Genomic DNA, 23,273 nt, shown 5'->3' on the forward strand with positions numbered 1-23,273 from the left:
CAAAGTTTAAATATTGATGCCATATTGACCACACATGGCACGTAGACCGCCATTATAGCCTTGACCTACGGCTCTAAATTTCCATTCACCATTATGACGATATAATTCACCAAAAATCATTGCGGTTTCAGTTGAATAATCTTCATTTAAATCAAAACGGACAATTTCGACATTCGTTTGATCATTAACGACACGAATAAAAGCATTTTGCACTTGACCAAAATTTTGACTGCGGCTTTCAGCGTCATGAATCGTCACAGTAATGGCAATCTTCTGCACATCAGCAGGAACTTTAGCCAAATCAATTTTAACCGCTTCATCGTCACCATCACCCGCACCGGTACGGTTATCACCGGTATGCTCTACAGAACCTTCTGGCGATCGGGTTTGGTTATAAAAAATAAAATCTGTTTCGCCGCGGACTTTGTCATTGGCAGCTAACAAGAAGGCAGAAGCGTCCAAGTCAAAATCGGCACCATCGGTTGCACGTGCATCCCACCCCAAACCAATCAAAACTTGGTTTAGGGATGGATCGGTTTTACTTAAAGATAGATTTCCACCTTTATTTAATGAAATAGCCATGATCTTTCCTTTGGGTGATTAGATATATTTTTTAAGTTTATTTAATCTTTTGAGCCTTTGGTCCAACGAAAACCAAAACCATAAAACTGGTCTAAGCTTTTTTGACCTTCAAAATAACGTACTTCACGATTGGCTTGAATAGTACCGTTAACATTTCTTAATTCTATAATTGCACAGGTATTTAGTTGGTTACCTTCTGTTAAGCGCACCTCAATTTCCGGTTGATCTGGAATACGAATTGTTACCACGCCATCGGTGGCAGCCCATTGGGCTGCACCTTCATAAATATAAGTGTAGATTACAATACGCTCAATACGATCCCATTGAGTGCCGTTAATATGCAGGTTTTCCCCATTGAGTGATGCTCCTGTGCGGTCATCAGCTTCTAATTTCATATAGGGAGCACGATCAAAATCGCCAAATCGGTTTCCAAGCGGCTGCACTAAATCAATGTTTCCATCTTTAAGCTGTACCATCGCACCCAAATCTAAGTCGATTGAATTGGAACGGGTTAATTTTTGAAAAAAGGATTCGGATTTAGGTGCAGATTTATTCCAATTTAAATTGACTGAAATTTTGCCAAAAGCTGAACCGTTCTTACTAAGATTAACTGTCGAGTTATTTTTATCTAACTTAATTTTGGATAAATTTATATTTGACTTTGTTGGTGTTGGTGTTGGTGTTGGTGTTGGTGAAGTATTCGTTGTGGTTTCATTAATCACCACACCAAAGTTTTCAGCCAAAGGTTTTAACCCTCCATTAAAGCCTTGATCAATAAATCTAAATTTCCACTTATCATTATGCTTATATACTTCTGCCAGAATTAATGCTTTTTCTGTTTTAGACTGAGTCTGAATCAATGCATTGGCGATGGTTTGAGTACCAGATAGAAGTTCAATATGAATAGGAGCGATTCGACTAAAATTATTTGGTTCACTGATAGTTGCACATAAAGTAACTTTTTGAATTTGTGGATCAAGTAATGCTGTATTAATCTTAAATTTAGTTAAATATGGGTTATTGGAATTAGACTGAATCAGTACTACACTTTGATTCTGTGTTTGAGTTTGTCCATAAAAGATCATGTCCTGATCGCCACGCACTTTTTGCGTACCTTGTGCTAAAAGATATGCAGTACAATCAACTTCTACTTGATTAGGAATGCTGGTTTTTATTAATATTTCCACTACTTCAGATGCTAAAGCAATGTTTCCACCCGCAATGAGTTGCATACTACCCTCTTACAATATTGTAATGTTTCGTTTAACCAGTTAAGTATCTGAATTATATAAATATAAAGAATATATTAAAAATTATTTTATTGATTCTATATTGTTTTAACATAGGCGGATTCAAGCGGCAAGCGTAACAGTATAAAAACTAGCTACCACTTCACTGAGCTTAGAGTAGCCTAATGAATTTTTTGACTAATTATTTAATTTATGACATAAAAAATTTAATATATTCCATGTACAATAGAAGCATAAATTTATAATTTTTATTTAAGAAAATTGAGATTAAATCTACTGTGAAATCGCACTACAATATCTGGATTGCTGAAAGTTATTCCTGTCAAAATGACATTATTCAATTATTAAAAAACTCAAATTTATCTACCCATCTTACGATTTTTTGTTCCCATAGTAATCAACGTCCTGAACTAAAGTTACATGCAGACTATTTTTTTCAACAACCGGTTGTTAAGGACAGTTCAGACTGGTTATTAGAACAATGTAAAGAGCATTCTATTCAACTTTTATTTTGTGGAAAACATAGTCAATTTATTGAGCAATTTCGTGAAGAATTTTCTCGTCATAATATTCAATTAGTGACTGGTGCCAGAAGCATAAGTCAGCATGAAAACATTAATAATAAATTTTTATTTGGACAAATTTGCGAAGGTTTAAACTTACCTAACATTTCTGCTGCAAAAGTTGCTCATGTCAATGAATTAAAACAAGCTATTGATGAATATCAACAACGATATAGCGCTATTTGTGCAAAGCCCGTTTATGGCGTATATGGTGCAGGTTTTGTGCAATTAAGCGATGACGTTTCATATTTTCTGAAGTTTCAATCTAATACTTTGTGTAATACACAACAGTTTATAGAAGCTTATGCTCAATTAGATCCGCCTATCGAGTATTTGATTATGCCTTTTTTGCAAGGGCAAGAATGTTCTGTAGATATTGCCTGTAGTAATGGCAAAATTTTAGCCTTAGTGACTCGAATAAAATTTAAATTTTATCAAGAATGCTACATCGAGCATCCATGTCATGAAATATGTAAAATTTTAGTAGAACATTTCCAGTGCGATGGCTTGATCAATATTCAATTTAAACAAGATGCTCAGGGAGTCTGGCATATTTTAGAAATTAATCCCCGTCCCGCTGGCGGTTTTGCCTATACACAACATACTGGAATTAATTTAATTGCAGAATTGATTGCTGAAAAATTGCACTTAGTTTTAAAGCGCCCCGTACCAACTGCTGTAGTACACGTTCTCCCCGTTATACAAAGTATAAAAATGGATTGTAAACATTGATAAAACATATTGATTTAAGCCGTGGCCGTATTAGTGTGACAGTAAATCATCATCATCCTGAATGGAATTTGGATGATTTGCTTAGCTTTGCAGAAAGAATTAATCCGAAACGTGCATTTTTATTTGTTTCTAAAGTTCTGGGTAAACATATTCCTGTCGCACCGTCAGTTATGCAAAAAAGCTATCAAGACCTTGCTGCACTTATTCCCAAGAATTTGCCCTATCCCATTAGTGTGATTGGTATGGCTGAAACAGCAGTCGGTTTGGGAGCAGGGGTCTATCGTGAGCTCAAACCAGATTTCGGGGAAAATGCCATTTTTTTAACAACTACTCGGCATCCAGTTGAAACTTTGCCCACATTGGGCCTATTTTTAGAAGAACATAGCCATGCACAAGACCAATTTATCTTGTCGAGTCATGATGCTATTAAACATCAACACATCCTGAGTTCAAAAACACTTATTTTAGTGGATGATGAAATTTCGACTGGAAAAACCTTTAGAAATTTAATTCTCAGTCTTAAAAAATCGGGTTTAGAACACGTTGAACGGATTATTTTAGTAACCTTAGTCAACTGGGCTGAACAGCATTTAGTCACGGATGATTTAGGTATTCCCGTTGAAGTGATCTCTTTATTACACGGTCACTGGCAGTGGCAAGATAATAACGAAGAAATTGATATTCAAATGCCGAATGTCAGTTCAACCAAGCAACAAAGCCAGAAAATTATTGCACCCAATGACTGGGGACGCGAACCCACTTTTCTGGATTGTTCTGTTTGGCAGCAGATTAAACCCATCCAAGTGCAGGAAAAAGTTCTAGTATTAGGTTCGGGCGAATTTACCTGGATTCCTTTTTTAATGGCAGAGCAACTAGAAAAGCAAGGTGCCGAGGTTTATTTTAGCTCCACCACCCGCTCTCCGATTATGCAAGGTCAGGCTATTAAAAGTATTTGTTTATTTAAAGACAATTACGGACTCAATATGAATAACTATGCATACAACGTAAAGCATCAACAATTTGATCGCGTCTTTTTAGTTATTGAAACAGCAAAAGATAGTGTTGACCCTCTCCTTTTTGAACAAATAAAAAACTTGGAAATTATTAGTTATGAATGCTAAGCCGTTAATTTTTGTTGACTTAGATGACACACTTTTTCAAACACATCGTAAAAGCACACCAACCCCATCACACAAAATTGCCACCACAGATAAAGCGGGCGAACCGCTTTCTTATATGCTGCCGAAACAGCAAATATTCGTTAACTGGTTATTAGAGTCTGCTGAAGTGATTCCAGTCACTGCTCGGTCAGTAGAAGCATTACAACGCGTACATATTCCTTTTCAGCACGGTGCAGTCTGCTCACATGGCGGAACCATTTTAGGGGCCGACAAAGAGGTCGATCAAGAATGGCTTGTTATACAACAACAAGCCTCTGCACAGCTAGAACACTTATTGAATGATCTTCCGCATGCATTACTCGATTATGCCAAACCTTTTGGATCAATCCGTACTTGGACGGTGGAAGAAAATGGCGGGAAAATCTATACCGTTGCCAAACAGAATGATCCCGAACCATTATTTTTATCTAAGATTATCGACAACTTACCTGCTGAAGTGCTCGAGCATTGCTACGTACATATCAATGGGAATAATTTGGCGATTATTCCAAATTTTGTTTCTAAACAAAAAGCCGTCGAATTTTTTATCAACAAATATGACCCTAATCGTGAACGTGCCATCTTAGGTTGGGGCGACAGTTTATCTGATGCAGGCTTCTTGGCGTGCTGTGATTGGTTTGGTATGCCTAAAAACAGCCAATTAGATAAGTTTTTAGCACAAAGTTTAATGCAAGATCATTATTCAAAAGGATATTTAGGACATGGATAAGAATTCTGCTCGTGTATCCGATCTTAGTACCTTAGGTTTTCATGGTTCATATCGACCGCAAGATGTGACTTTTCTACTCAATATTGATGATATTGAACCAACACCATTGGCAGAAAAAGAGTATTTGATCCAATCGGGAGAAAAACATTACTCTCAAATGATTAGTGTAGAGCATCCTCCTTCAAAAGAGCAGATGCGACATTTTCAATACGCTTTTGAGCAAGGCGCTGAACGCTTGGCTAGTGATGTACAAAAAATTGCTAACTCATTGCTGAGTCGATTTAAAAATCAGCCCATTATTTTGATCAGTCTAGTACGTGCAGGTGTACCTTTAGGGGTACTGCTCAAACACTATATTGAAAAACATCAGCAGTGCGTACATTACGGTATTAGTATTATTCGTGATCGCGGTATCGACTTTGCAGCCTTACATGCCATTATTGATCAACATGGCGCGGAAAATATTGTTTTTGTGGATGGCTGGACGGGTAAAGGTGCAATTTGTCGAGAGTTAACCCAAAATTTAGCAGATTATCCGGCATTATTTGATGCAGGCTGGGATATTCCTCGCCTTGTCACCTTAGCCGATTTAGGTGGCTATTCCTGGTTAAGTGCTAGCTGTGAGGATTGGCTGATTCCGTTTGGTATTCTAGGTTCTGTGATCTCTGGTTTAACCTCACGCACCATTTTAAAAGATCATGTCAATTTTGAGTTAGCAAAAAAAAATTGCTATGAGCCTAAAAATTGGCATAGTTGTTTAGTTTACAAACATCTAGCTGAACATGATATTTCAGTAGATTTTATAGACAAAATTTTAAATATTATTAATCAGAATCCGTCTACAGATTTAGCACATTGGAATAATCATATTCGACTCAAACAACAAAAAATTTGTTTAGACACGATTGCTTGGATCTCTGACACCTATAGTATTAAAAATATTAATCGTATTAAACCTAGCATTGCAGAAGCGACACGTGCGGTATTAAGACGTATTCCTGAAAGAATATTAATCCGTGACCCATCCAACCCCCATGTACAATTACTTTTACATTTTGCCAAAGAACAGAATATTCCCGTAGATATTTTAGGTGCCAAGTTAGGTCCATATCATGCAGTCACTCTGATAAAAAAGGTCGAGAAAAATAAATGAAACAACTGCAACATGCGATTGAACTTGGTGCAACCATGTACATTCCTGCAACCCATGAGCAATTATGGGAAGTTACCGAAGGGATTAAATTTCCAATACTTAAATCTATTGCAGTCTGTTTAGAAGATGCCGTATTGGAAAGAGACGTACAAACTGCAATGGTCAACCTAAAACTTTTATTACAAAAACGTTTAGAACAGCCGAATTATAAGGCACCTGCAATATTTATTCGCCCTAGAAATATTGAGATGGCAAAACACATTGTCGACTGGGATTTAAATCATACCTACAGTGGCATGATTTTACCCAAGTTTACGCTACACGATCTAAAACAGTGGATGGACGTTTTGCCATCCAATATCAACCTAATGCCAACGCTTGAAACCAAAGAAATTTTTGATATGGGCCATAATATGGAACTCAATCAAGCACTCAAGTACGACTTCCATAAAACTTTATGTTTAAGAATTGGCGGTAATGATTTATTGTCTTGCTTGAATTTACGTCGTCCTAAAAATACGACGATTTATCAAACCCCAGTCGGTATATTAATTTCACAGTTAGCGGGCTTATTTATTCCAGCGGGTTTTCAGCTCAGTTCACCGGTATGTGAACATATTGATCATACACAATTGCTAATGAATGAATTGTACCAAGACATGAATAATGGGATTTATACCAAAACGGCGATCCATCCCTCTCAAGTTGAATATATTCATCGGGCCTTTCAAATAAATACAGAAGAATTTCAGGAAGCACAGCAAATTTTATCGCAAGATGCTAAAAGTGTGTTTAAAAGTCATGGTTCCATGTTAGAACCTGCTACGCATCGCAATTGGGCAGAAATGATTTTGTTACGCTATAAAAATTTTGGCTTAAATAAATCTCTAGCCTCCATCCAAGGTCAATATATTCTTAATACCTCTTCATTTTAAGCTTTAACTTTCTCACTCAAAGTGAACATTTAGTTTTTAGCTTTGAATAGGGTCGGTTGACCTTTCATAATAGTAACTCAATAAAGTACAGGCTAAAGCAACTGGGTTTTCGTAGCTCTGCTTTAGCTTGTCATAGCGTGTGTCATACCTCTGAACTGTTTCGATCTTGAACATATTTTTCCAAATAAGTGTCTGATTTTATATAGATACCAATTCATATGCTCATTACTGGACTTTGAGTTGTATTTCCTTGGAATATTTGCTTTGCTATAACTCTTTCTAATTTATTTTCTTAGAAATTCAGATCATGACTCTTATCGATACTTAATATTTTTGTTTCTTCCCAATCCGAAGTTAAGCCGTGAATTAAAGATATGGATTTTCAAGCATTATTGGCAGATAAGGCATTTAATGCGGTTTGGCTATTAAAGGAACTTGATGATTGAGATACGAAAGCAATTATTCCACCAAAAGCCAATCTTAAGGTTCCGCGTATATTTGATAACTGGATGTATAAATGACGGTATCTGATCGAAAATTACTTTTGCGAATTGAAAGAATTCAAACGTATTGCCATGCGCAGTGACGAAACCGATTCGAGTTTTGCCGCCATGATTTATCTTTGTGCTAGCGTAATTAACTCTCAACAGACTCTAGCTTGGAATCGGATAAATTATAGTGTGTTATTTGGGTGGGAAATAATCGCGAACGTCAGTCGCTGCGCGACCTTTGCCGCTAATTCGTCTTTAAAACTCATGAAAGATACCTACTGCAGAATCGCAGTGTAAAAGATCAGAACTGATCAATATAAAAATTTGGCGATATTGTAGCAGATCATCAAACTTTTGAAATGAACTAAACTTGTTCAAAAGTCTTCAATCTTAAATAGGCAAAGCGTATTTACTCTCTTCCAGGCGATCAACATTTACTGGCATGCCTAACAGGTATCCTTGTAGTTGCTGACACCCTAAACGGGTCAAGATGTCTGCCTGTGATGGCGTTTCCACCCCTTCTGCGGTAACCACCAAACCCAATTTAATCGCTAACTGGATAATACTTTCTAAAATCATTTCATCTTTTGAACCGACGGACAGATCACGAATAAACTCTCGATCTATTTTCAACTCATCCACCGGCAAGTTCTTTAAGTATAAGAAACTGGAATGCCCTGTCCCAAAGTCATCAATGGCCAGTTTAATGCCCATCTGACGCAAGCGCTCAAAACTGAGAATACTGGCATCAATATGATGCATCGCGGTAGATTCAGTAATTTCAATGGCTAAGTGATTTGGATTAATTTGATACTTATCAAACAAGCGCTCCAAGGTTGAAAACAAATGTTTATGTTCAAATTGCACCGCCGATAGATTCACGGCTAGGGGGAAATAATTCGAATCGCCTTGTTCCCAAATTTGAATTTGCTTACAGGCCTGCTCGAGTGCCCAATAGCCCATTTGAATAATGAGTCCAGTTTTTTCCGCTCCATCGATAAACATATTTGGGGTCAGTAGTCCCAAGCGGGGATGATTCCAACGAATTAGTGCTTCCACACCACAAATTTTATGGCTTTTGGTGGTGAATTTGGGTTGGTAAAATAGAATAAATTGTTTTTCTTCAACAGCCTTATATAAATCATTGATCAGTCTGGTTTGGCTTTTGGTTTCTTGTTGATCGACACTGTAATTAAAGACTGAATAGGTATTTCTACCCTGATATTTAGACATCAACATTGCAGCATCGGCATTGATCAGCAAATCTTGTAAATTATTACCATGATCTGGATACATCGCAATTCCGATGCTACTGGAAATATTAATTTCTTTACCGGCAATCAAAAAACTATCTTGGATCAGCCGTAATACTTGTTCCGCCTTTTCGATCGCTTTTTCAATAGTTGCTATTTCTAGCACCATCAAAAATTCGTCGCTACCGATACGCAGAAGCCTTTCATTTTCTGCAAGTATTCGTTGAATACGCGTAGCAAGTTGCACCAGCAATTGATCACCGACATAATGACCAAACACATCATTCACCGCCTTAAAGCGATCTAAATCAATGTAAAGAAATGCAGTTTTATCATCTCTATAACGATGTTTAGTAAATAGGGAATGTGAATATTCAGCCAAAAACAACCGGTTAGGCAACTTGGTTAAATTGTCCTGAACGGCTTGATTGGCAAGCTCACGATTGGCTTTAAAAAGCTGTTTATTACGCGCTTGCAAGCGTTGTTCTAATACCGCGACGGTAAATGCAGCAACCAGTATTAAACTGCTTACAAAGATAATGCTAAATAAAATTAATCCCTGTCCAGTTTTATAACTGGAAACCAGTTGATCCGCATCCAGAGAATAAAAAGCGGCAGACGCCATACCGGTATAGTGCATCCCGACTATGGTAAGTGCCATCATGAAAGCAATAGAGGCTTTAATATGCAGTAATTTGTGTACCGCATTTTTATATTTAAAAGTCAGCCAAAATGTTAAACCCGAACCTCCAATGGCAATCAAGACCGAAAAAAGGGTTAAGCGTGGATCATAATAAATTTTATGTTGAGCAATGACTAAACCCATTTTCCCGGTATAGTGCATTCCAGCGATGCCTGAGCCCATCAGTACCGCACCTAAAACGAGACGTGAAAAAGGCAAGGTTGCTCGGGTGGTTAGCCAAACCGCAAAGGTAGAAGCAACAAACGCGATCACATAAGATAGGAAGGTAAGGCCATAATCAAAAGAGTACTCAGCAGGTAAATGACCAACTAGCATGTCTGCAAAGTGCATACACCAAATTGCAGCACCCAACATACAGCCACTTATAACGAGAAGAGTTTTTTCATATTGCTGACGTAAGCCACGGAATAATGATTGTTCAATCGACACTGCAAAATAACAGGCCAAAATAGCAACAATAACTGAACCTATTACCAAGCTAAAATCAGAATATATATGAACCATATTAAGCTTCCGTATAGGTTATCATTCTTGTTTTATTCCACGTTATTAATATCATTTATTGTTTCACAGAAGCTTTTCATCCATTAAAGAATATTTATTAAAACCATCAATTAAAACAAACATCTAATACTATTCTATTTTAGTCAATCGATCATTACTCTATTCATTTTTATTACTAATTTATTTACTTAATTAAAGAAAGATAGATCAAACTTTTGATCATTATCCTTACACCATTCATATTTCCTGTGATTCAAGGCATTCTGTAGTTTCTATACAACTTAACACTGATAAAGAAATCTGGTTGCCAAGGAAGACAAAAGTTCAATCAGATTCATTACATCTTGTTGCATATCCCTATATTTGAAAAAGGGCTATTCAATTCAGAACCACTGATATACAGACAAATAAAAAACCAGTCAGACGAACTGACTGGTTTTTGGATATTAAAATAAGTAATGCCTAAACAGTAAGTTTAGTTAGTAGTCGCCTTACCCGATTGCAATTTCGCGTAATCCAACAAAATATTGGCCGACTCTGTGACAAACACTTCTTCTTCAGGTAAAGCAGGTCGTTGTGTTGCCTTCATTTTTGAACGTGACTCAATCAACGCATCCATAGCAGCCTGGTAACTTTCCCAATTGGCATAAGGCTTTTGACCAGTCACCGCACGACGCTGATTCTCTGACTCTAAAGTTTTTTGTTCCAGCGCATTCAATTCTGCTTTACGCTGATCAATATCCAGAACTACACGCTTTTGCTCTTCTGTTTTTTTGGCAATTGCTTTGCGTTGCTCCAGATATTTAAATTGCGGATCAGTCACTACGCGTTGTTGCGACATTTGAGCCAGATTTTGTACATAGGGTTGTACAGCACCTTCACGCTTAAATGGAGCAGTTGGAATGGTATCCCATTTCAAAGCATTCTTGGCCTTACGCTCACCAAATTCTTCGTTGTAGATATCCACCAGTTTAATATCAGGCACTACGCCTTTATTTTGGGTACTACCACCTGTCACGCGATAGAATTTACGTTGCGTTAAGGTCGCTTGACCATGCGCTAAGGTATCCAGTTGAACTTGCGCTGTACCCTTACCTGTGGTTGTACTACCAATCACGATACCGCGCTCATAATCCTGAATGGCAGCAGAATAAATTTCACTGGCAGATGCCGAAGCCAAGTTGACCATGACTGCAAGTGGACCTGCATAGGTTTGTGCACCGCCATCATTATCTTCAAATACGCTGACATTGCCATTGCCATCACGAATTTGCACCACGGGACCTGACTTAATCACTTGACCCAACATACGCGCAACTTCTTCAAGTGATCCGCCTGGATTGTTACGTAAATCAATAATAATCCCGGTCACATTTTTTGCAGCCAAAGCTTTTAAAGCGTTGTTGGTGTCTTCAGAAACCGAGCGATAATCTGTGCCTGCACGGCGCGCACGATAGTTCAAATAGAACGACGGGATTTCAATCACGCCAAAAGTGTAGTTTTTACCATTACGCTTAATATCAACTGTACGAGAACGTACACCGGCATCTTCTTCCTGAATCACATCACGAACCAAACTTACTGTACGTGCCTGACTCATTGATGCACCAGCACCCAGTAAACGCAGACTGACTTTAGTTCCACGTTTACCACGGATTAGACCCACCACTTCATTACTTGCCCAACCCACAACATCGACCATTTTGTCGCCGTCTTGTGCTACACCAATAATGCGATCACCCGATTTTATCTGACCAGATTTACTGGCCGGACCACCTTCAACAATGGTTTCAATCTTGGTGTAATCTTCATTACCGCGTTCTGGACGAATCGAAACCCCAATCCCCTCTAATTGCAAGGTAGTTTGACGGTTCAATTCCATCGCATCTACAGGCGGGAAATAGTTACTATGCGGATCATAGGTCAACATCATCGCATTTAAAGTTTTGTCTAAGACATCATCACTTTTAACACGGCTCATTCGTTCAAGTTGACGGGTATAACGCTTGGTCAAGGTTTGAACTGGGGTTAAATCTTCTGGGCTGGCTAAATCCTGACCATTGGCTAAAGCTGGATCATCTTTTAATGCTTTTTGCTTTGCAGCCTCTTCTTCTTTACTAATATTTAAGTTAATGAGCTGCGACACCAGCATTTTTTGCCAATGTGCACGTTGTTCTGCTGCAGATTTGAAATAAGGTGCTTTTTCGCGATCGGTATCAATATACACATTGGCTTGTTTCAAGTTTTGCGGCTTTTTCAATTCGGCCAACATAAATTCATAAAACTGTTTTAAACGTTCACGATATTGCGCGTGAATCAAATAAGGACCCGATAAATCCCCTGCTTTTAACGCAGCACCAAAATTTGCACCATAATTTTTCTTATATTGTTCGACTTCAGGCGCCAAAAATAATGAATGATCTGCATCTAAGCTATCTAAATAAAAATCAAGAATTCGATTAGAGGTAGCCGCATCTAAGCGTTGATTTAAATAATGCTGACGGTCAACCAACGTAGCCAATTGGCGTGATACAAGCGCTTGTTCTTGCGTAGGTTGTATCGCTTGAGAAACTGCAACGGTAGTATTTGCAGCAATTGCCTCGTTTACTACATGAGTAAAGAAAAACCCTCCAGTCGCAATTGCAACTGCACAAGCTAATGTCTGAAGTTTCATAAATAATTCGTACTTCCTTGGTCTTGGACCAATATTACAACAACGTCATTTTTCAACATGAATCGAGTATATTCAAAATCTTAAACAACTTAATATGTATGTCGTGTAGTTTTATCATATTCTGTACTGTCAAAATGTAGCAAATCATTGCAGAATTCGGGTATTGTTTTTCTTTATAAAATTCCAACACGGACACCGATATGATTGGCGCATTGATGCTAGACATCGCTGGCACAGAACTTACTCAAGAAGATATTGAACTATTACGAACACCGCAAGTGGGTGGCATGATTTTATTTTCTCGAAATATAAAATCGCCACAACAAGTTCGTGCTTTAACAGATCATATGCGTCATATAAGACCCGACATTTTAATTGCCGTAGACCAAGAAGGCGGTCGCGTACAACGCTTGAAACAGGGCTTTACCTTACTTCCTGCAATGGGTCGTTTGGGTGAGCTTTATTTAACCGACCCTGAAAAGGCAGTTGATTTGGCTGAGCAAAGTGGTTGGCTCATGGCAACTGAAGTTCTTGCCGTCGGGATTGATTTCAGTTTTGCCCCCGTGCTGGATTTAAATGATGTCAGCGATGTGATTGGCGATCGTGGCTTTGCCAAAAATATTCAAGATATTGTTCCTCTCGCAAGTGCCTTTTTGAAAGGTATGAAACGTGCTGGTATGGCCAATACGGGTAAACACTTCCCGGGTCACGGTTCAGTTAAAGCAGATTCGCATGTGGCAGCGCCAGTAGATTCACGATCTTATGACGAGATCTACAACAAAGATATGCAAACGTTTATTCAGCTCATGCCGCAACTGGATGCACTCATGCCAGCGCATGTGATTTACGATCAGATCGATCCCAACCCTGCCGGTTTCTCACCGTATTGGATACAAAACATTTTACGTCAAGAATTAAACTTTGGTGGCGTACTTTTCTCAGATGACTTAACCATGCAAGCGGCCTGCGTTGCTGGTGGTGCAGATGCACGTATTCAAGCTGCACTCAATGCCGGTTGTGACATGGGCTTAGTCTGTAATGACCGTTTAGCAGCCTGCACCGCTTTAGCTGGTATCAGTGACTTAGCCTTACCTAACCAAGAACGTCTGGAACGTATGCGTGGTAAAATCCCAGAAATCAGCGTGGGTGAAACACTGAACCTAGGTGCCGAATGGGAAAAAGTTCGATACACTATCGAAAACTTTAAAAAATCATTTAATTAATGCGACAAAAGGAACACGACAAGGTGTTCCTTTTTCTTTATGATAATCAAAAATAAAGTCAAAGACTTCTTGCCTATATCGGCTGATATTAACTTTTAAAAGATACCAATCAGTCATATAAGAAGCCTAACAAACACTCAATTATATATTTAAAACTACAAAAACATACAGGTCAGGATGACATGACACAACAGCTTTCAGAACATCGACACATTTCATTTACTGCGCATTACACCGGCTATATTTGGTACACCATGGGAATTTCACACCCCGTTTTTGCCACATCTAAAGGCAAAATGCTGGCCAGACTGGTACACCCTTTAGAAAGTTGGGCTGAAAAATTTGTCGGTGGCAGTATGCGTACTACGCTGAAACAACGCCATAGCATGATAGATCAGCATCTCACGCAACTAATTCAACAGCACCCAGATTTACAGGTCCTTGAAATCGCCAGTGGCTTATCACCACGCGGCTGGAACTTTCGCCAAAAATATCCCAACATTGATTATCGTGAACTTGATTTACCGAGTATGGCAAAAGTCAAAACTCAAGCATTGAAACAAATTGATGTGAATAGCCCTGAAGTTTTATCTGTTGATTTATTTACGGCCGATTTTGCACAAGCCTTTCAGGTATTTGACCCAACTCGCCCATTGGTGGTGATTAGTGAAGGATTAATTAACTACTTCAACAAAGACATGTTATTGCAGTTGCTGCAAGCGATTACCCATTACGGTCAGGACTTTAAAGAATTGCATTACCTCACTGATCTCTATCCAGAACCGATCAAAAATAAATTAGCTAATTTTATTTGGGCCAGCAGCAAATTATTGAAATGGATATCTCGAAGCGCATTTAGTTTCCATTTTATTAATCCTCAACAAGTACAAGATTTTTTCCAACAAGCAGGTTTTGAAAAAACTACTGTTGTTCAACCTGAATATTATTTTCAGAATCAGATAAACAACGAATCACCGAGTGACGAACACTTGGGAGATTTGGTCTGGATGATCCATGCAAGCATAAAAAAACAGCGTTAAATACGCTGTTTTTTTTATCTTCAGAAGAAAACGCTTAACTCACTGACTCCAGCATCTGGATTGCTTCTTTTTGTCGTTGTACATAACGTAATAAACGTTCTGCCACCTCAAAACTGCCATGTTTAAACAGGGCACGGATTTGTGTTGAGTCTACGGCAAAAATTAAACATTCAATTTTAAATTGGCCTTCATCATCTTCTAAATGCAAAGCCAAATCACGTGGAGATTGCTCAGCTTTTACTGTTAATCCTTCTGCAAATTCAAGCAAAACCCCAAAGAAGTTTAGATCAATAATATGTGTTGGCAGTTGCAATTCTGAATAACGATGAGTCAATACAGTCATTGGATTTTGTACCGCAATCCGTTCTTCTCCACGACGTTCTAAAGTCAGCAAATGTGCACGTGTCATGGGGATAATCCCTTCTACAGTGTCAATCGATTGACCCTGTAAGAAAGTTGCAAACAAACTCATGGTTTCTTTACGGCGCTGTAATTGCGGTACATGATCCGCATTGGCAATCATTGCAAATTCCATGTTGGGACATTGCAAAGCAAAATTTGCATTTTCATGTGGCAAGGTAAAACTGTCATATTGCCCACACGCGACCAATACTTTACATTGCGGAATAGGCACGTCCGTTAAACGCAGTAAACGGCTACAGTTGATTTCATAGCGATCTTGTTCGGTTGCAGTAAATTCAGCCATCTGTTTAAAGAACAAACGTTTTGCAGTGGGTGACATGCGAGTTTTATCAATTTTGGCATGATTGACCAAATACAAAATCACGGCCTGACCAAACTCATCCATGCGCTGTTCTTTCATTAGATGCAAAGACTCTTCCAGCAACATACGCCAGCTTTTACGGGTTTTTTGCATCACGCCCATCAGAATCATACGGTCAACCAATTCAGGACGTTGATGTGCTAAGCCGGAAGCCACCACTGAACCCAGAGACATTCCCATCATCGAAACTTTGGAAAGATTTTCTATGTCCAGCCACTCACCGAGCATACCTGCCAAATCCGGCAATTCCAGAGTTCCGGCAGAAACCCCTGTATCACGATTGGTAATTTGCTGATTGGCACCCATTGAAGGTAAATCAATGAGAATAATCGGACCTGCACTCAGTAATTGTTCAACACAATATTTATAAGAGTTGAAATTTTGAAATGCACCGCCAACAATAACAATTGGAGTGTTCTGAATCGTTTCAGGTTGAGCAATTGCCATATATTCAATTTTCCAGCCTTGAATCCACGTGGTGCGTGCAGGTTCTTTAAAACTGTTTCTATGGTAAAGATCAAAAAAGCCAAAACTCGTGTTCGATTCTTGTAGTGCCGAGTCCATTTGGATCATGGAATTCATATCCCTTCCTCCATTCTTGCCTTATTGTTATTTTGCAAGAAAATAAATATCGAATTTCTGCGCAGCATCCATTCATTTGCTTTAATTATCAGACATCAATGTCATTATTTTTTATTCTATACAGAGGATCATTTAACACGCAACTTATTCCCCGACCACTCATCTAAATTTACAAACAAAAGAATTTCAAAATATAAATAGCTTGAAAAGTTTCAGAGATTTTTTGCCGATAGATGCTTCATTGTCTTGTGCCAGACTGTTACTATCGAAGGTGTAATTTCTAAGTGATCAACCGCTATGCAAGATTCAATTGAACAATATATGCAAACGGTAGGACAACAAGCACGCCAAGCTTCGCGCGTGTTGGCAAGCGCTTCTACTGAAACAAAAAACAATGCCTTATCTGCAATTTACACTGCTTTACAAGACAGTGAAGCTGCAATTTTAGCTGCAAACCAAATTGATATGACCAAAGGTCGTAACAGCAATTTGGACAGTGCATTACTTGATCGCTTAGAACTTACCCCCACACGCTTTAAAGCTATGTTGCATGGCTTGAAAGATGTCATGAGCCTGGTTGACCCTATTGGGGAAATCACTGACCTCGCTTACCGCCCTTCGGGAATCCAGCTTGGTAAAATGCGTGTACCTTTAGGGGTCGTCGGCATGATTTACGAATCACGGCCGAATGTGACCCTTGAAGCAGCGTCACTTGCGCTCAAGTCTGGAAATGCCATTATTTTGCGTGGCGGTTCTGAAGCACTACAATCTAATCAAGCCATTGCTCAAGCCATCCAGCATGGTTTAAAAGCTTCGGGTCTACCGGAAACTTCAGTGCAAGTCATTAACACGGCTGACCGTTCGGCAGTCGGTCATCTGATTACCATGTCTGAATATGTAGATGTCATTGTTCCACGTGGAGGCAAAGGGCTGATTGAGCGCGTGAGCAATGAAGCGCGTATTCCGGTGATTAAACACCTAGATGGTAATTGTCATGTCTTTGTTGAAGCACAGGCCGATTTGCAAAAAGCTTTACCGATTGCGCTAAATGCCAAAACCCATCGTTATGGCGTATGTAATGCCATGGAAACTTTATTGGTCGATGAAAAAGTTGCTGAAGAATTTCTGCCTAATATTGCTGAACTTTATGCCGAGAAACAGGTTGAACTGCGTGGCTGCCGCGAAACGCAGCGCATTTTAGGCTCAAATGTTAAACCGGCCAATGAAGAAGATTGGTATACCGAATATTTAGGTCCAATTTTGGCGATTAAAGTGGTCAGTGGAATTGATGAAGCAATTGAACACATCAATAAATATGGTTCACACCATACCGATGCCATTATTACTGAAAACTATAGTCATGCTCGTCAGTTTTTAGCCCGGGTAGATTCAAGCTCAGTGATGATCAACGCCTCTACCCGTTTTGCAGATGGCTTTGAATATGGTTTAGGTGCAGAAATTGGTATCTCAACTGACAAGATTCATGCCCGTGGCCCTGTGGGTCTTGAAGGTCTGACTTCGCAAAAATGGGTGGTGTTTGGTGATGGTCAAATTCGCCAATAAATACAGCGCTTAGCAGAATTATTCCGTGTTCAGCTTCAAAAATGAGGCTGAACATAGCCACTACAATATTTCTAAGCTAAATTTCATAAGATGATAAAAATAACCATAACAGGGAATATGCAATGTTTTATTATTTAATGATCTGTACATTCGTATTGGCATTACTGGTCTCTTTTGCCGTAATGAAAATTTTTTCCCACTCTATCAATCAAATTCTGGCGCGAATAATTAACGATCCCATTCATGAAGCATGGGCAAAATACACCAAATTTGCCGGCATGGTGGTCGGTACATCTTCCGGCATTCGTATTTACGATATGGAAAAATACATCACGCCACTCACCTATACCGATAATGACAAAAAAATTGTGATTGAACTTACCCAGGAAAGATGGGTGCTCGAGATTTATCGGACGATTATAGAAACTCTACAGGGCTTGGCCTGGATGATGCTGGTCTTTTTTATGGTTGCACTGATTGCTTATGTGATCGTACGCTGGTCAGAAATAAAGTATCAAAAGTAATATTAAAACAACATGATTTGCTGCTCAAAATTGATCGCTCATGTTATGGTTATAATTCATACAGACGACACACTTTAGGATTGAGTACTATTTTATTAATAAATGAAATCTATGAAATGATAAATTTTAATTATTATTATGCAACCGGTCGATAATGCTTAAGTCTAATCTCCTAAAGTCTATCTAGGAGCAATAAAAAACCCATGATAAAACATTCATACTGATCAAGATTGCATCATAACAACATTGCATCGTGATCAATAAGGGATAATTATTTCAATTAGAATTCGGGTATATAAACGTGACTACATCAGTATTAGTGATTAACTGCGGATCTTCTTCTATCAAATATGCTTTAGTTTCTGAGCACCGTGAAGATCGTATCTTTGGTTTGGCAGAAAATCTAGGTTCTGCTGATGCACGCATTAAAGGCATCACTGTTGGCGGTGAGCAACTCGAACTTTCTATTCCCTATGCTGATCATGAAAAAGCACTGGAAACCATTTTAGAGCGCCTATCACAATATAATCCTCAAGCCATTGGCCACCGTGTAGTACATGGCGGTACGTTGACCAAAGCAGAATTACTCACTAAAGAAATCGTACAACGTATTCGTGAGGCAACACCACTTGCACCCTTACATAATCCTGCACATTTAGTCGGTATTGACGCAACCATGCGTTTGTTTCCACAGTTGCCACAAGTCGCGGTATTTGATACAGCATTTCATCAAACCATGCCGGAACATGCTTTTCGTTATGCATTGCCAAAATTCTTATATACCGAGCACAATGTCCGCCGTTACGGTTTCCATGGCACCAGTCATGCCTATGTATCTGAACGCGGTTCAGAACTGGCAGGCAGCTTTAAACAAGGTGGCTGGTTAACGGCTCACCTCGGCAATGGTAGCTCGACTTGTGCCATTTGGAATGGCCAAAGTGTGGATACTTCTATGGGGCTGACACCATTAGAAGGTGTGGTTATGGGTACCCGTAGTGGTGATGTTGACCCAAGTATTCATAGCTTCCTGGCAAGCAACTTGGGCTGGGATATTTATAAAATCGATAAAATGCTGAATAATCAAAGTGGTTTACTGGGTCTTTCGAATCTTTCGAATGATATGCGTACCCTGATTGAAGCCTCTGAACAGGGCAATGAAGATGCAAGCATTGCGATTGAAGTATTTTGCTACCGTTTAGCTAAATCACTTGCAGCCTTAAGCTGTGGCTTGCCGCGTATTGATGGTCTGTTCTTCACAGGTGGTATCGGGGAAAATTCTGCCTATATCCGTGAAAAAACATTGGCATATCTCCCTCACTTCGGTTTTAACTTAAGCAAAGAACAAAACGATAACTTGAAACGCGGAACAGAAGGTCGTATTGACGCAGGTACCGGCCCTCAAATTTGGGTAGTCCCTACTGATGAAGAAGGTCGCATTGCGCAAGAAACCGAGAATGTTGTGAATGAGGTTAGTCAAGCAGCTGCAAAAAAGTTTGAAGCAGATGTTACGACGGCTTAAGCCATCGCACATTTTATAATGCTCATCATTGAATCCTTTTATTTAGAATCAAGCCATGAAAACAATTTTATTAGTTCCAACTGGGGAAGGCGTAGGATTAACTTCAGCCAGCCTAGGTTTAGTCTATGCTTTGGAATGCCAAGGTGTGAAAGCCGGTTTTCTTAAACCTTTTTCACAAGAAAAAAATCAACCCATAGATCGTACAACAGCACTGTATCGTCATTTATCAAATAGTGAAACAGTTGAACCGATTCCTTATACCAAGTTGATTCAGCAAATTAATCAAGATGAAAGTGATGAGCTACTTGAAGAAGCAGTACGTCTGCATCGTCAGATTGCCAAGAACCATGACCTGATTATTGTTGAAGGCTTATTACCGAACAGTCGTGATGCTTTTGCCTCTGAAATGAATGCCACCTTGGCGCAGGCACTCGATGCCAAAGTCATTATTGTCAGCAATGCCGATATTAATACGCCGGAATTGAGCGCGGAAAAAGTCGAAAATCAGTTACGCTATTTTGGCGGTGCCTCTTCTACCCGTATGGCCGGCATCTTGTTTATGCGTACCAAGGGCTTGCATGAAGATTCTGCTCAGGTTCCGGTCACATTTGATCCCAGTTTACGCCTGATTGGTGAAACCGAAAAATTTGTTACAGCACTTCAAAAAACGCATGCCCATCTTGGTTCTGAAAAGCTTCCAGTGATTGGCTTAGTGCCCTTCAGTGATACTTTAAGTGTACCGCGAATTTCCGATCTGGCTGCGCATATCTCAGCAGAATGGATTAACCGGGGTGAAGCCACGCAGCGCCGGGTATTACATAGCAGTCTGATTGCTTCGAATATTGAGCATGAACTGAATAAATTTGTGGCTGGTGAACTGATTATTAGTGCCTCTGACCGTATTGATGTTTTATTGGCAAGTAGCCTCGCTAGCAGCAACGGTATTCCTCTAGCTGGCTTGGTGTTAACTGAACACCATGAGCCAAATGCTTCGGTTTTAGCTTTCTGCCAGACTGCTATTAAAAATGGTTTACCGATTCTGCACACACCGCTCAGCACCTTTGAGACAGCACAGAGCCTTTCCAATTTAAGCAATGAAATTCCAGTCGATGATACTGAACGGGCAGAGCAAGTCAGTCGTTTCGTATCCAGTCACCTGAATGCAGACTGGATTGCCCTACTGCTAAATGGTTCTTACAAGCCTCGTTTATCGCCGTCTGCTTTTCGTCATGAGTTGGTTCAAAAATCCATTACAGCAAAAAAACGGATTGTTTTACCGGAAGGTGATGAACCTCGGACCATTCAGGCAGCTGCAATTTGCCAATCGCGCGGAATTGCCAACTGCGTTTTATTGGCGAAACCGGAAGCGGTAATAGAAGTGGCTAAAGCACGAAATATCGAATTGCCGCATGATCTTGAAATTATCGATCCTGACTTAATTCGTGAAAACTATGTGCCGAAAATGGTGGAATTGCGTAAAGGTAAAATTAACGAATTACAAGCGCGTGAACAACTGCAAGATACCGTTGTACTCGGCACCATGATGCTTGCCCTCGATCAAGTCGATGGACTGGTATCGGGTGCAGTACACACCACAGCCAATACAGTGCGTCCTGCATTCCAGCTGATTAAGACTGCACCGGATTATTCACTGGTATCTTCGGTATTCTTCATGTTGTTACCGGATGAAGTCTACGTGTATGGTGACTGCGCAATTAATCCTGACCCGGATGCTGAACAGCTGGCTGAAATTGCCATTCAATCGGCAGATTCAGCAAAAGCCTTTGGTATTGACCCGCGTATTGCCATGATTTCTTATTCAACCGGTACTTCTGGTACAGGTGCAGATGTAGAGAAAGTGGCTGAAGCAACACGGATTGCTAAAGAGCGTCGCCCTGATTTACTGATTGATGGTCCACTTCAATATGACGCTGCATCCGTTGAAAGCGTAGGTCAATCTAAAGCACCAGGTTCACCTGTTGCAGGTCGTGCCAATGTGTTTATTTTTCCTGACTTAAATACAGGGAACACTACTTATAAAGCGGTACAACGTGCTGCAAATGTAGTGAGTGTAGGTCCAATGCTTCAAGGTTTAAACAAACCGGTAAATGACTTGTCACGCGGTGCACTGGTGGATGACATTGTCTTTACCATTGCTCTAACCGCAATTCAGGCCGAGCAACAAGCTACTCAATAATCTTTCAAAGCAAGTTTTCCAAGCCATCTGATTGAAAAATTGGGTGGTTTTTTTTATAGAGATTTCATCTAACGGGTATTAGTTGAATACATGACTACTATGGGATTTTTATTATCTTCTGATGTTAAAAAGTGGATATGACATCCACTTTTTTAAAAGATCTTAGAAAGACAGGGTTTCACCATCGATTGGAATTAATACCTTATCTTGAATATCTTTGGCTTTGGTATACTCAGCAAGTTGAGCACGTGTCACAGACATATGGTTAATGGCATCCATGTGCACAGCCACCACTTTGGCATTTGGTGCTTTTTGCGTTGCACGATAAGTATCTTCTTTACCCATAATAATGGATTCTTTAAAGCCATTAACCAAGGCATTACCTGTATTCAATACAATCACATCAGGCTTGAATGTTTGGATCGCTTGATCAACTTCTGCACGCCAGATTGTGTCCCCTGCCACATAAACGGTTTCATGCCCTGCTGCTTCAAACACCACACCCATTGCTTCACCCAGACCAGCTTTTAGCTCAGGATTTCGATACATTGCATCAGTACCGTGTTGACCACCGGTTTTAGTCAATTTAACCCCGTCAAAAGTTGTCTGTGTTAACACATGAACATCTTTAAAACCTTGGGATTGAATGGCTTTCTGGTCTTCTTTGTTTTGCACAAATAAAGGCATATTCTTAGGAATGGCGGCTTGTGCTGCTTCATCCCAATGATCCAGATGCGTATGGGTCACGATCACTGCATCCACACCTTGTAGAATCGTTTCAGGTTTAATCGGTAAATCCACCAATGGATTACGAAGGAAACTGCGATGAGTATTCGGGAAGCCTTCATAGAAACCCTTTTTGGCAAACATTGGGTCAATTAAAAATGTCGTGTCGGCATAAGTCACCTTAATGGTTGCATTACGAATTCCTTGTATATGCGTAACTTTAGAGGCATCGCGCTGAGCAAGTTTGTCATTCGCATATAAATTGAATGAAGCCGTTGCTAGCGAGAGCGCAATAAAAGAGCTGCTTAAAATTTTATTCATATTACATATCCAATCATTTACTGAGGCTTGCATGATGATGGAAATCAAAATAGATAAAAATTGT

18 protein-coding genes and 3 pseudogenes are annotated in these 23,273 nt (G+C 39.5%); 12 read left to right on the forward strand and 9 right to left on the reverse strand.

All coding sequences use genetic code 11. The features are described 5' to 3' along the window. Window positions 1-6 precede the first annotated feature (6 nt). Complete coding sequence (locus tag ACP69Y_RS01930) at window positions 7-582, reverse strand: TerD family protein (protein WP_425915668.1); 576 nt, start codon at window positions 580-582, stop codon at window positions 7-9. A 41-nt stretch (window positions 583-623) separates the two neighbouring features. Continuing rightward, window positions 624-1,814: a TerD family protein gene (locus ACP69Y_RS01935; protein ID WP_425915670.1), complete on the reverse strand. Its 1,191-nt coding sequence runs from the start codon at window positions 1,812-1,814 to the stop codon at window positions 624-626. A gap of 296 nt (window positions 1,815-2,110) precedes the next feature. Between ACP69Y_RS01935 and ACP69Y_RS01940 the strand changes: the two genes are divergently transcribed. Genes ACP69Y_RS01940 through ACP69Y_RS01960 form a run of 5 tightly spaced genes read left to right on the forward strand, consistent with a single transcriptional unit; the run spans window position 2,111 to window position 7,105 of the window. Beyond that, window positions 2,111-3,127: an ATP-grasp domain-containing protein gene (locus ACP69Y_RS01940; protein ID WP_425915672.1), complete on the forward strand. Its 1,017-nt coding sequence runs from the start codon at window positions 2,111-2,113 to the stop codon at window positions 3,125-3,127. Continuing rightward, complete coding sequence (locus ACP69Y_RS01945; protein WP_425916058.1) at window positions 3,127-4,248, forward strand: phosphoribosyltransferase domain-containing protein; 1,122 nt, start codon at window positions 3,127-3,129, stop codon at window positions 4,246-4,248. The genes ACP69Y_RS01940 and ACP69Y_RS01945 overlap by 1 nt, the downstream gene beginning before the upstream one ends. Then, the gene (locus tag ACP69Y_RS01950) at window positions 4,238-5,017 is read left to right on the forward strand and encodes an HAD family hydrolase (protein WP_425915674.1); all 780 of its coding nucleotides are present in this window, start codon (window positions 4,238-4,240) and stop codon (window positions 5,015-5,017) included. Before ACP69Y_RS01945 ends, ACP69Y_RS01950 begins: the two co-directional genes overlap by 11 nt. Then, the gene (locus ACP69Y_RS01955; protein WP_425915675.1) at window positions 5,010-6,170 is read left to right on the forward strand and encodes a cysteine protease StiP domain-containing protein; all 1,161 of its coding nucleotides are present in this window, start codon (window positions 5,010-5,012) and stop codon (window positions 6,168-6,170) included. Before ACP69Y_RS01950 ends, ACP69Y_RS01955 begins: the two co-directional genes overlap by 8 nt. Then, a complete protein-coding gene (locus ACP69Y_RS01960) occupies window positions 6,167-7,105 on the forward strand; it encodes an HpcH/HpaI aldolase/citrate lyase family protein (RefSeq protein ID WP_425915677.1) in 939 nt (312 codons plus the stop codon). The genes ACP69Y_RS01955 and ACP69Y_RS01960 overlap by 4 nt, the downstream gene beginning before the upstream one ends. A 36-nt stretch (window positions 7,106-7,141) precedes the next feature. Here the strand turns inward: ACP69Y_RS01960 and ACP69Y_RS01965 are convergent. Then, a pseudogene (locus tag ACP69Y_RS01965) lies at window positions 7,142-7,362 on the reverse strand (hypothetical protein); the annotation flags it as partial. A 108-nt stretch (window positions 7,363-7,470) separates the two neighbouring features. Between ACP69Y_RS01965 and ACP69Y_RS01970 the strand changes: the two are divergent. Continuing rightward, window positions 7,471-7,752: pseudogene (locus ACP69Y_RS01970) on the forward strand (IS5 family transposase); the annotation flags it as partial. A gap of 38 nt (window positions 7,753-7,790) precedes the next feature. On the opposite strand, the pseudogene ACP69Y_RS01975 reads toward ACP69Y_RS01970, so the two are convergent. From ACP69Y_RS01975 to ACP69Y_RS01985, 3 genes and pseudogenes are all read right to left on the reverse strand, one after another. Next, window positions 7,791-7,862, reverse strand: a pseudogene (locus ACP69Y_RS01975) (hypothetical protein); the annotation flags it as partial. A gap of 124 nt (window positions 7,863-7,986) precedes the next feature. Next, window positions 7,987-10,056, reverse strand: a complete 2,070-nt coding sequence (locus tag ACP69Y_RS01980; protein ID WP_425915679.1) for a bifunctional diguanylate cyclase/phosphodiesterase — start codon at window positions 10,054-10,056, stop codon at window positions 7,987-7,989. Between the two features lie 475 nt (window positions 10,057-10,531). Beyond that, complete coding sequence (locus ACP69Y_RS01985) at window positions 10,532-12,730, reverse strand: carboxy terminal-processing peptidase (RefSeq protein ID WP_425915681.1); 2,199 nt, start codon at window positions 12,728-12,730, stop codon at window positions 10,532-10,534. Between the two features lie 200 nt (window positions 12,731-12,930). Here ACP69Y_RS01985 and nagZ point away from each other — a divergent pair, with 200 nt between their 5' ends. Beyond that, a complete protein-coding gene (nagZ, locus tag ACP69Y_RS01990; protein ID WP_425915683.1) occupies window positions 12,931-13,953 on the forward strand; it encodes a beta-N-acetylhexosaminidase in 1,023 nt (340 codons plus the stop codon). On the opposite strand, the gene ACP69Y_RS01995 is transcribed toward nagZ, so the two are convergent. Next, entirely contained in the window at window positions 13,942-14,070 is a 129-nt protein-coding gene (locus ACP69Y_RS01995; RefSeq protein WP_425915685.1) for a hypothetical protein, read from the reverse strand. The two genes, nagZ and ACP69Y_RS01995, sit on opposite strands and share 12 nt — an antisense overlap. Before the next feature lie 65 nt (window positions 14,071-14,135). On the opposite strand from ACP69Y_RS01995, the gene ACP69Y_RS02000 reads away from it, so the two are divergent. After that, window positions 14,136-14,993, forward strand: a complete 858-nt coding sequence (locus ACP69Y_RS02000) for a class I SAM-dependent methyltransferase (protein ID WP_425915687.1) — start codon at window positions 14,136-14,138, stop codon at window positions 14,991-14,993. A 34-nt stretch (window positions 14,994-15,027) separates the two neighbouring features. Here the strand turns inward: ACP69Y_RS02000 and ACP69Y_RS02005 are convergent, their stop codons facing one another. Then, window positions 15,028-16,359: an alpha/beta fold hydrolase gene (locus ACP69Y_RS02005; protein WP_425915689.1), complete on the reverse strand. Its 1,332-nt coding sequence runs from the start codon at window positions 16,357-16,359 to the stop codon at window positions 15,028-15,030. A gap of 297 nt (window positions 16,360-16,656) precedes the next feature. On the opposite strand from ACP69Y_RS02005, the gene ACP69Y_RS02010 reads away from it, so the two are divergent. The 4 genes from ACP69Y_RS02010 to pta all read left to right on the forward strand — a co-directional run bounded on the left by ACP69Y_RS02010 (window position 16,657) and on the right by pta (window position 22,162). Then, window positions 16,657-17,922 (forward strand): glutamate-5-semialdehyde dehydrogenase, encoded by a 1,266-nt coding sequence (locus ACP69Y_RS02010; protein WP_425915691.1) that lies wholly within the window; start codon window positions 16,657-16,659, stop codon window positions 17,920-17,922. A gap of 122 nt (window positions 17,923-18,044) precedes the next feature. Next, on the forward strand, window positions 18,045-18,446 hold the full coding sequence (locus ACP69Y_RS02015) for a hypothetical protein (protein ID WP_425915693.1): 402 nt from the start codon (window positions 18,045-18,047) through the stop codon (window positions 18,444-18,446). Between the two features lie 301 nt (window positions 18,447-18,747). Then, on the forward strand, window positions 18,748-19,965 hold the full coding sequence (locus ACP69Y_RS02020; protein ID WP_425915695.1) for an acetate/propionate family kinase: 1,218 nt from the start codon (window positions 18,748-18,750) through the stop codon (window positions 19,963-19,965). Window positions 19,966-20,020: 55 nt separating this feature from the next. Further along, a complete protein-coding gene (pta, locus tag ACP69Y_RS02025; protein ID WP_425915697.1) occupies window positions 20,021-22,162 on the forward strand; it encodes a phosphate acetyltransferase in 2,142 nt (713 codons plus the stop codon). 162 nt (window positions 22,163-22,324) lie between these two features. Here pta and ACP69Y_RS02030 read toward each other — a convergent pair whose 3' ends face one another. Beyond that, window positions 22,325-23,209 carry an MBL fold metallo-hydrolase gene (locus tag ACP69Y_RS02030; RefSeq protein WP_425915699.1) on the reverse strand — a complete coding sequence of 295 codons (885 nt, stop codon included), beginning with the start codon at window positions 23,207-23,209 and terminating at the stop codon, window positions 22,325-22,327. Window positions 23,210-23,273 lie beyond the last annotated feature (64 nt).

The sequence above is a fragment of the Acinetobacter sp. TSRC1-2 genome, from assembly GCF_049895885.1.
In the GTDB taxonomy this organism is placed as follows: Bacteria; Pseudomonadota; Gammaproteobacteria; order Pseudomonadales; family Moraxellaceae; genus Acinetobacter.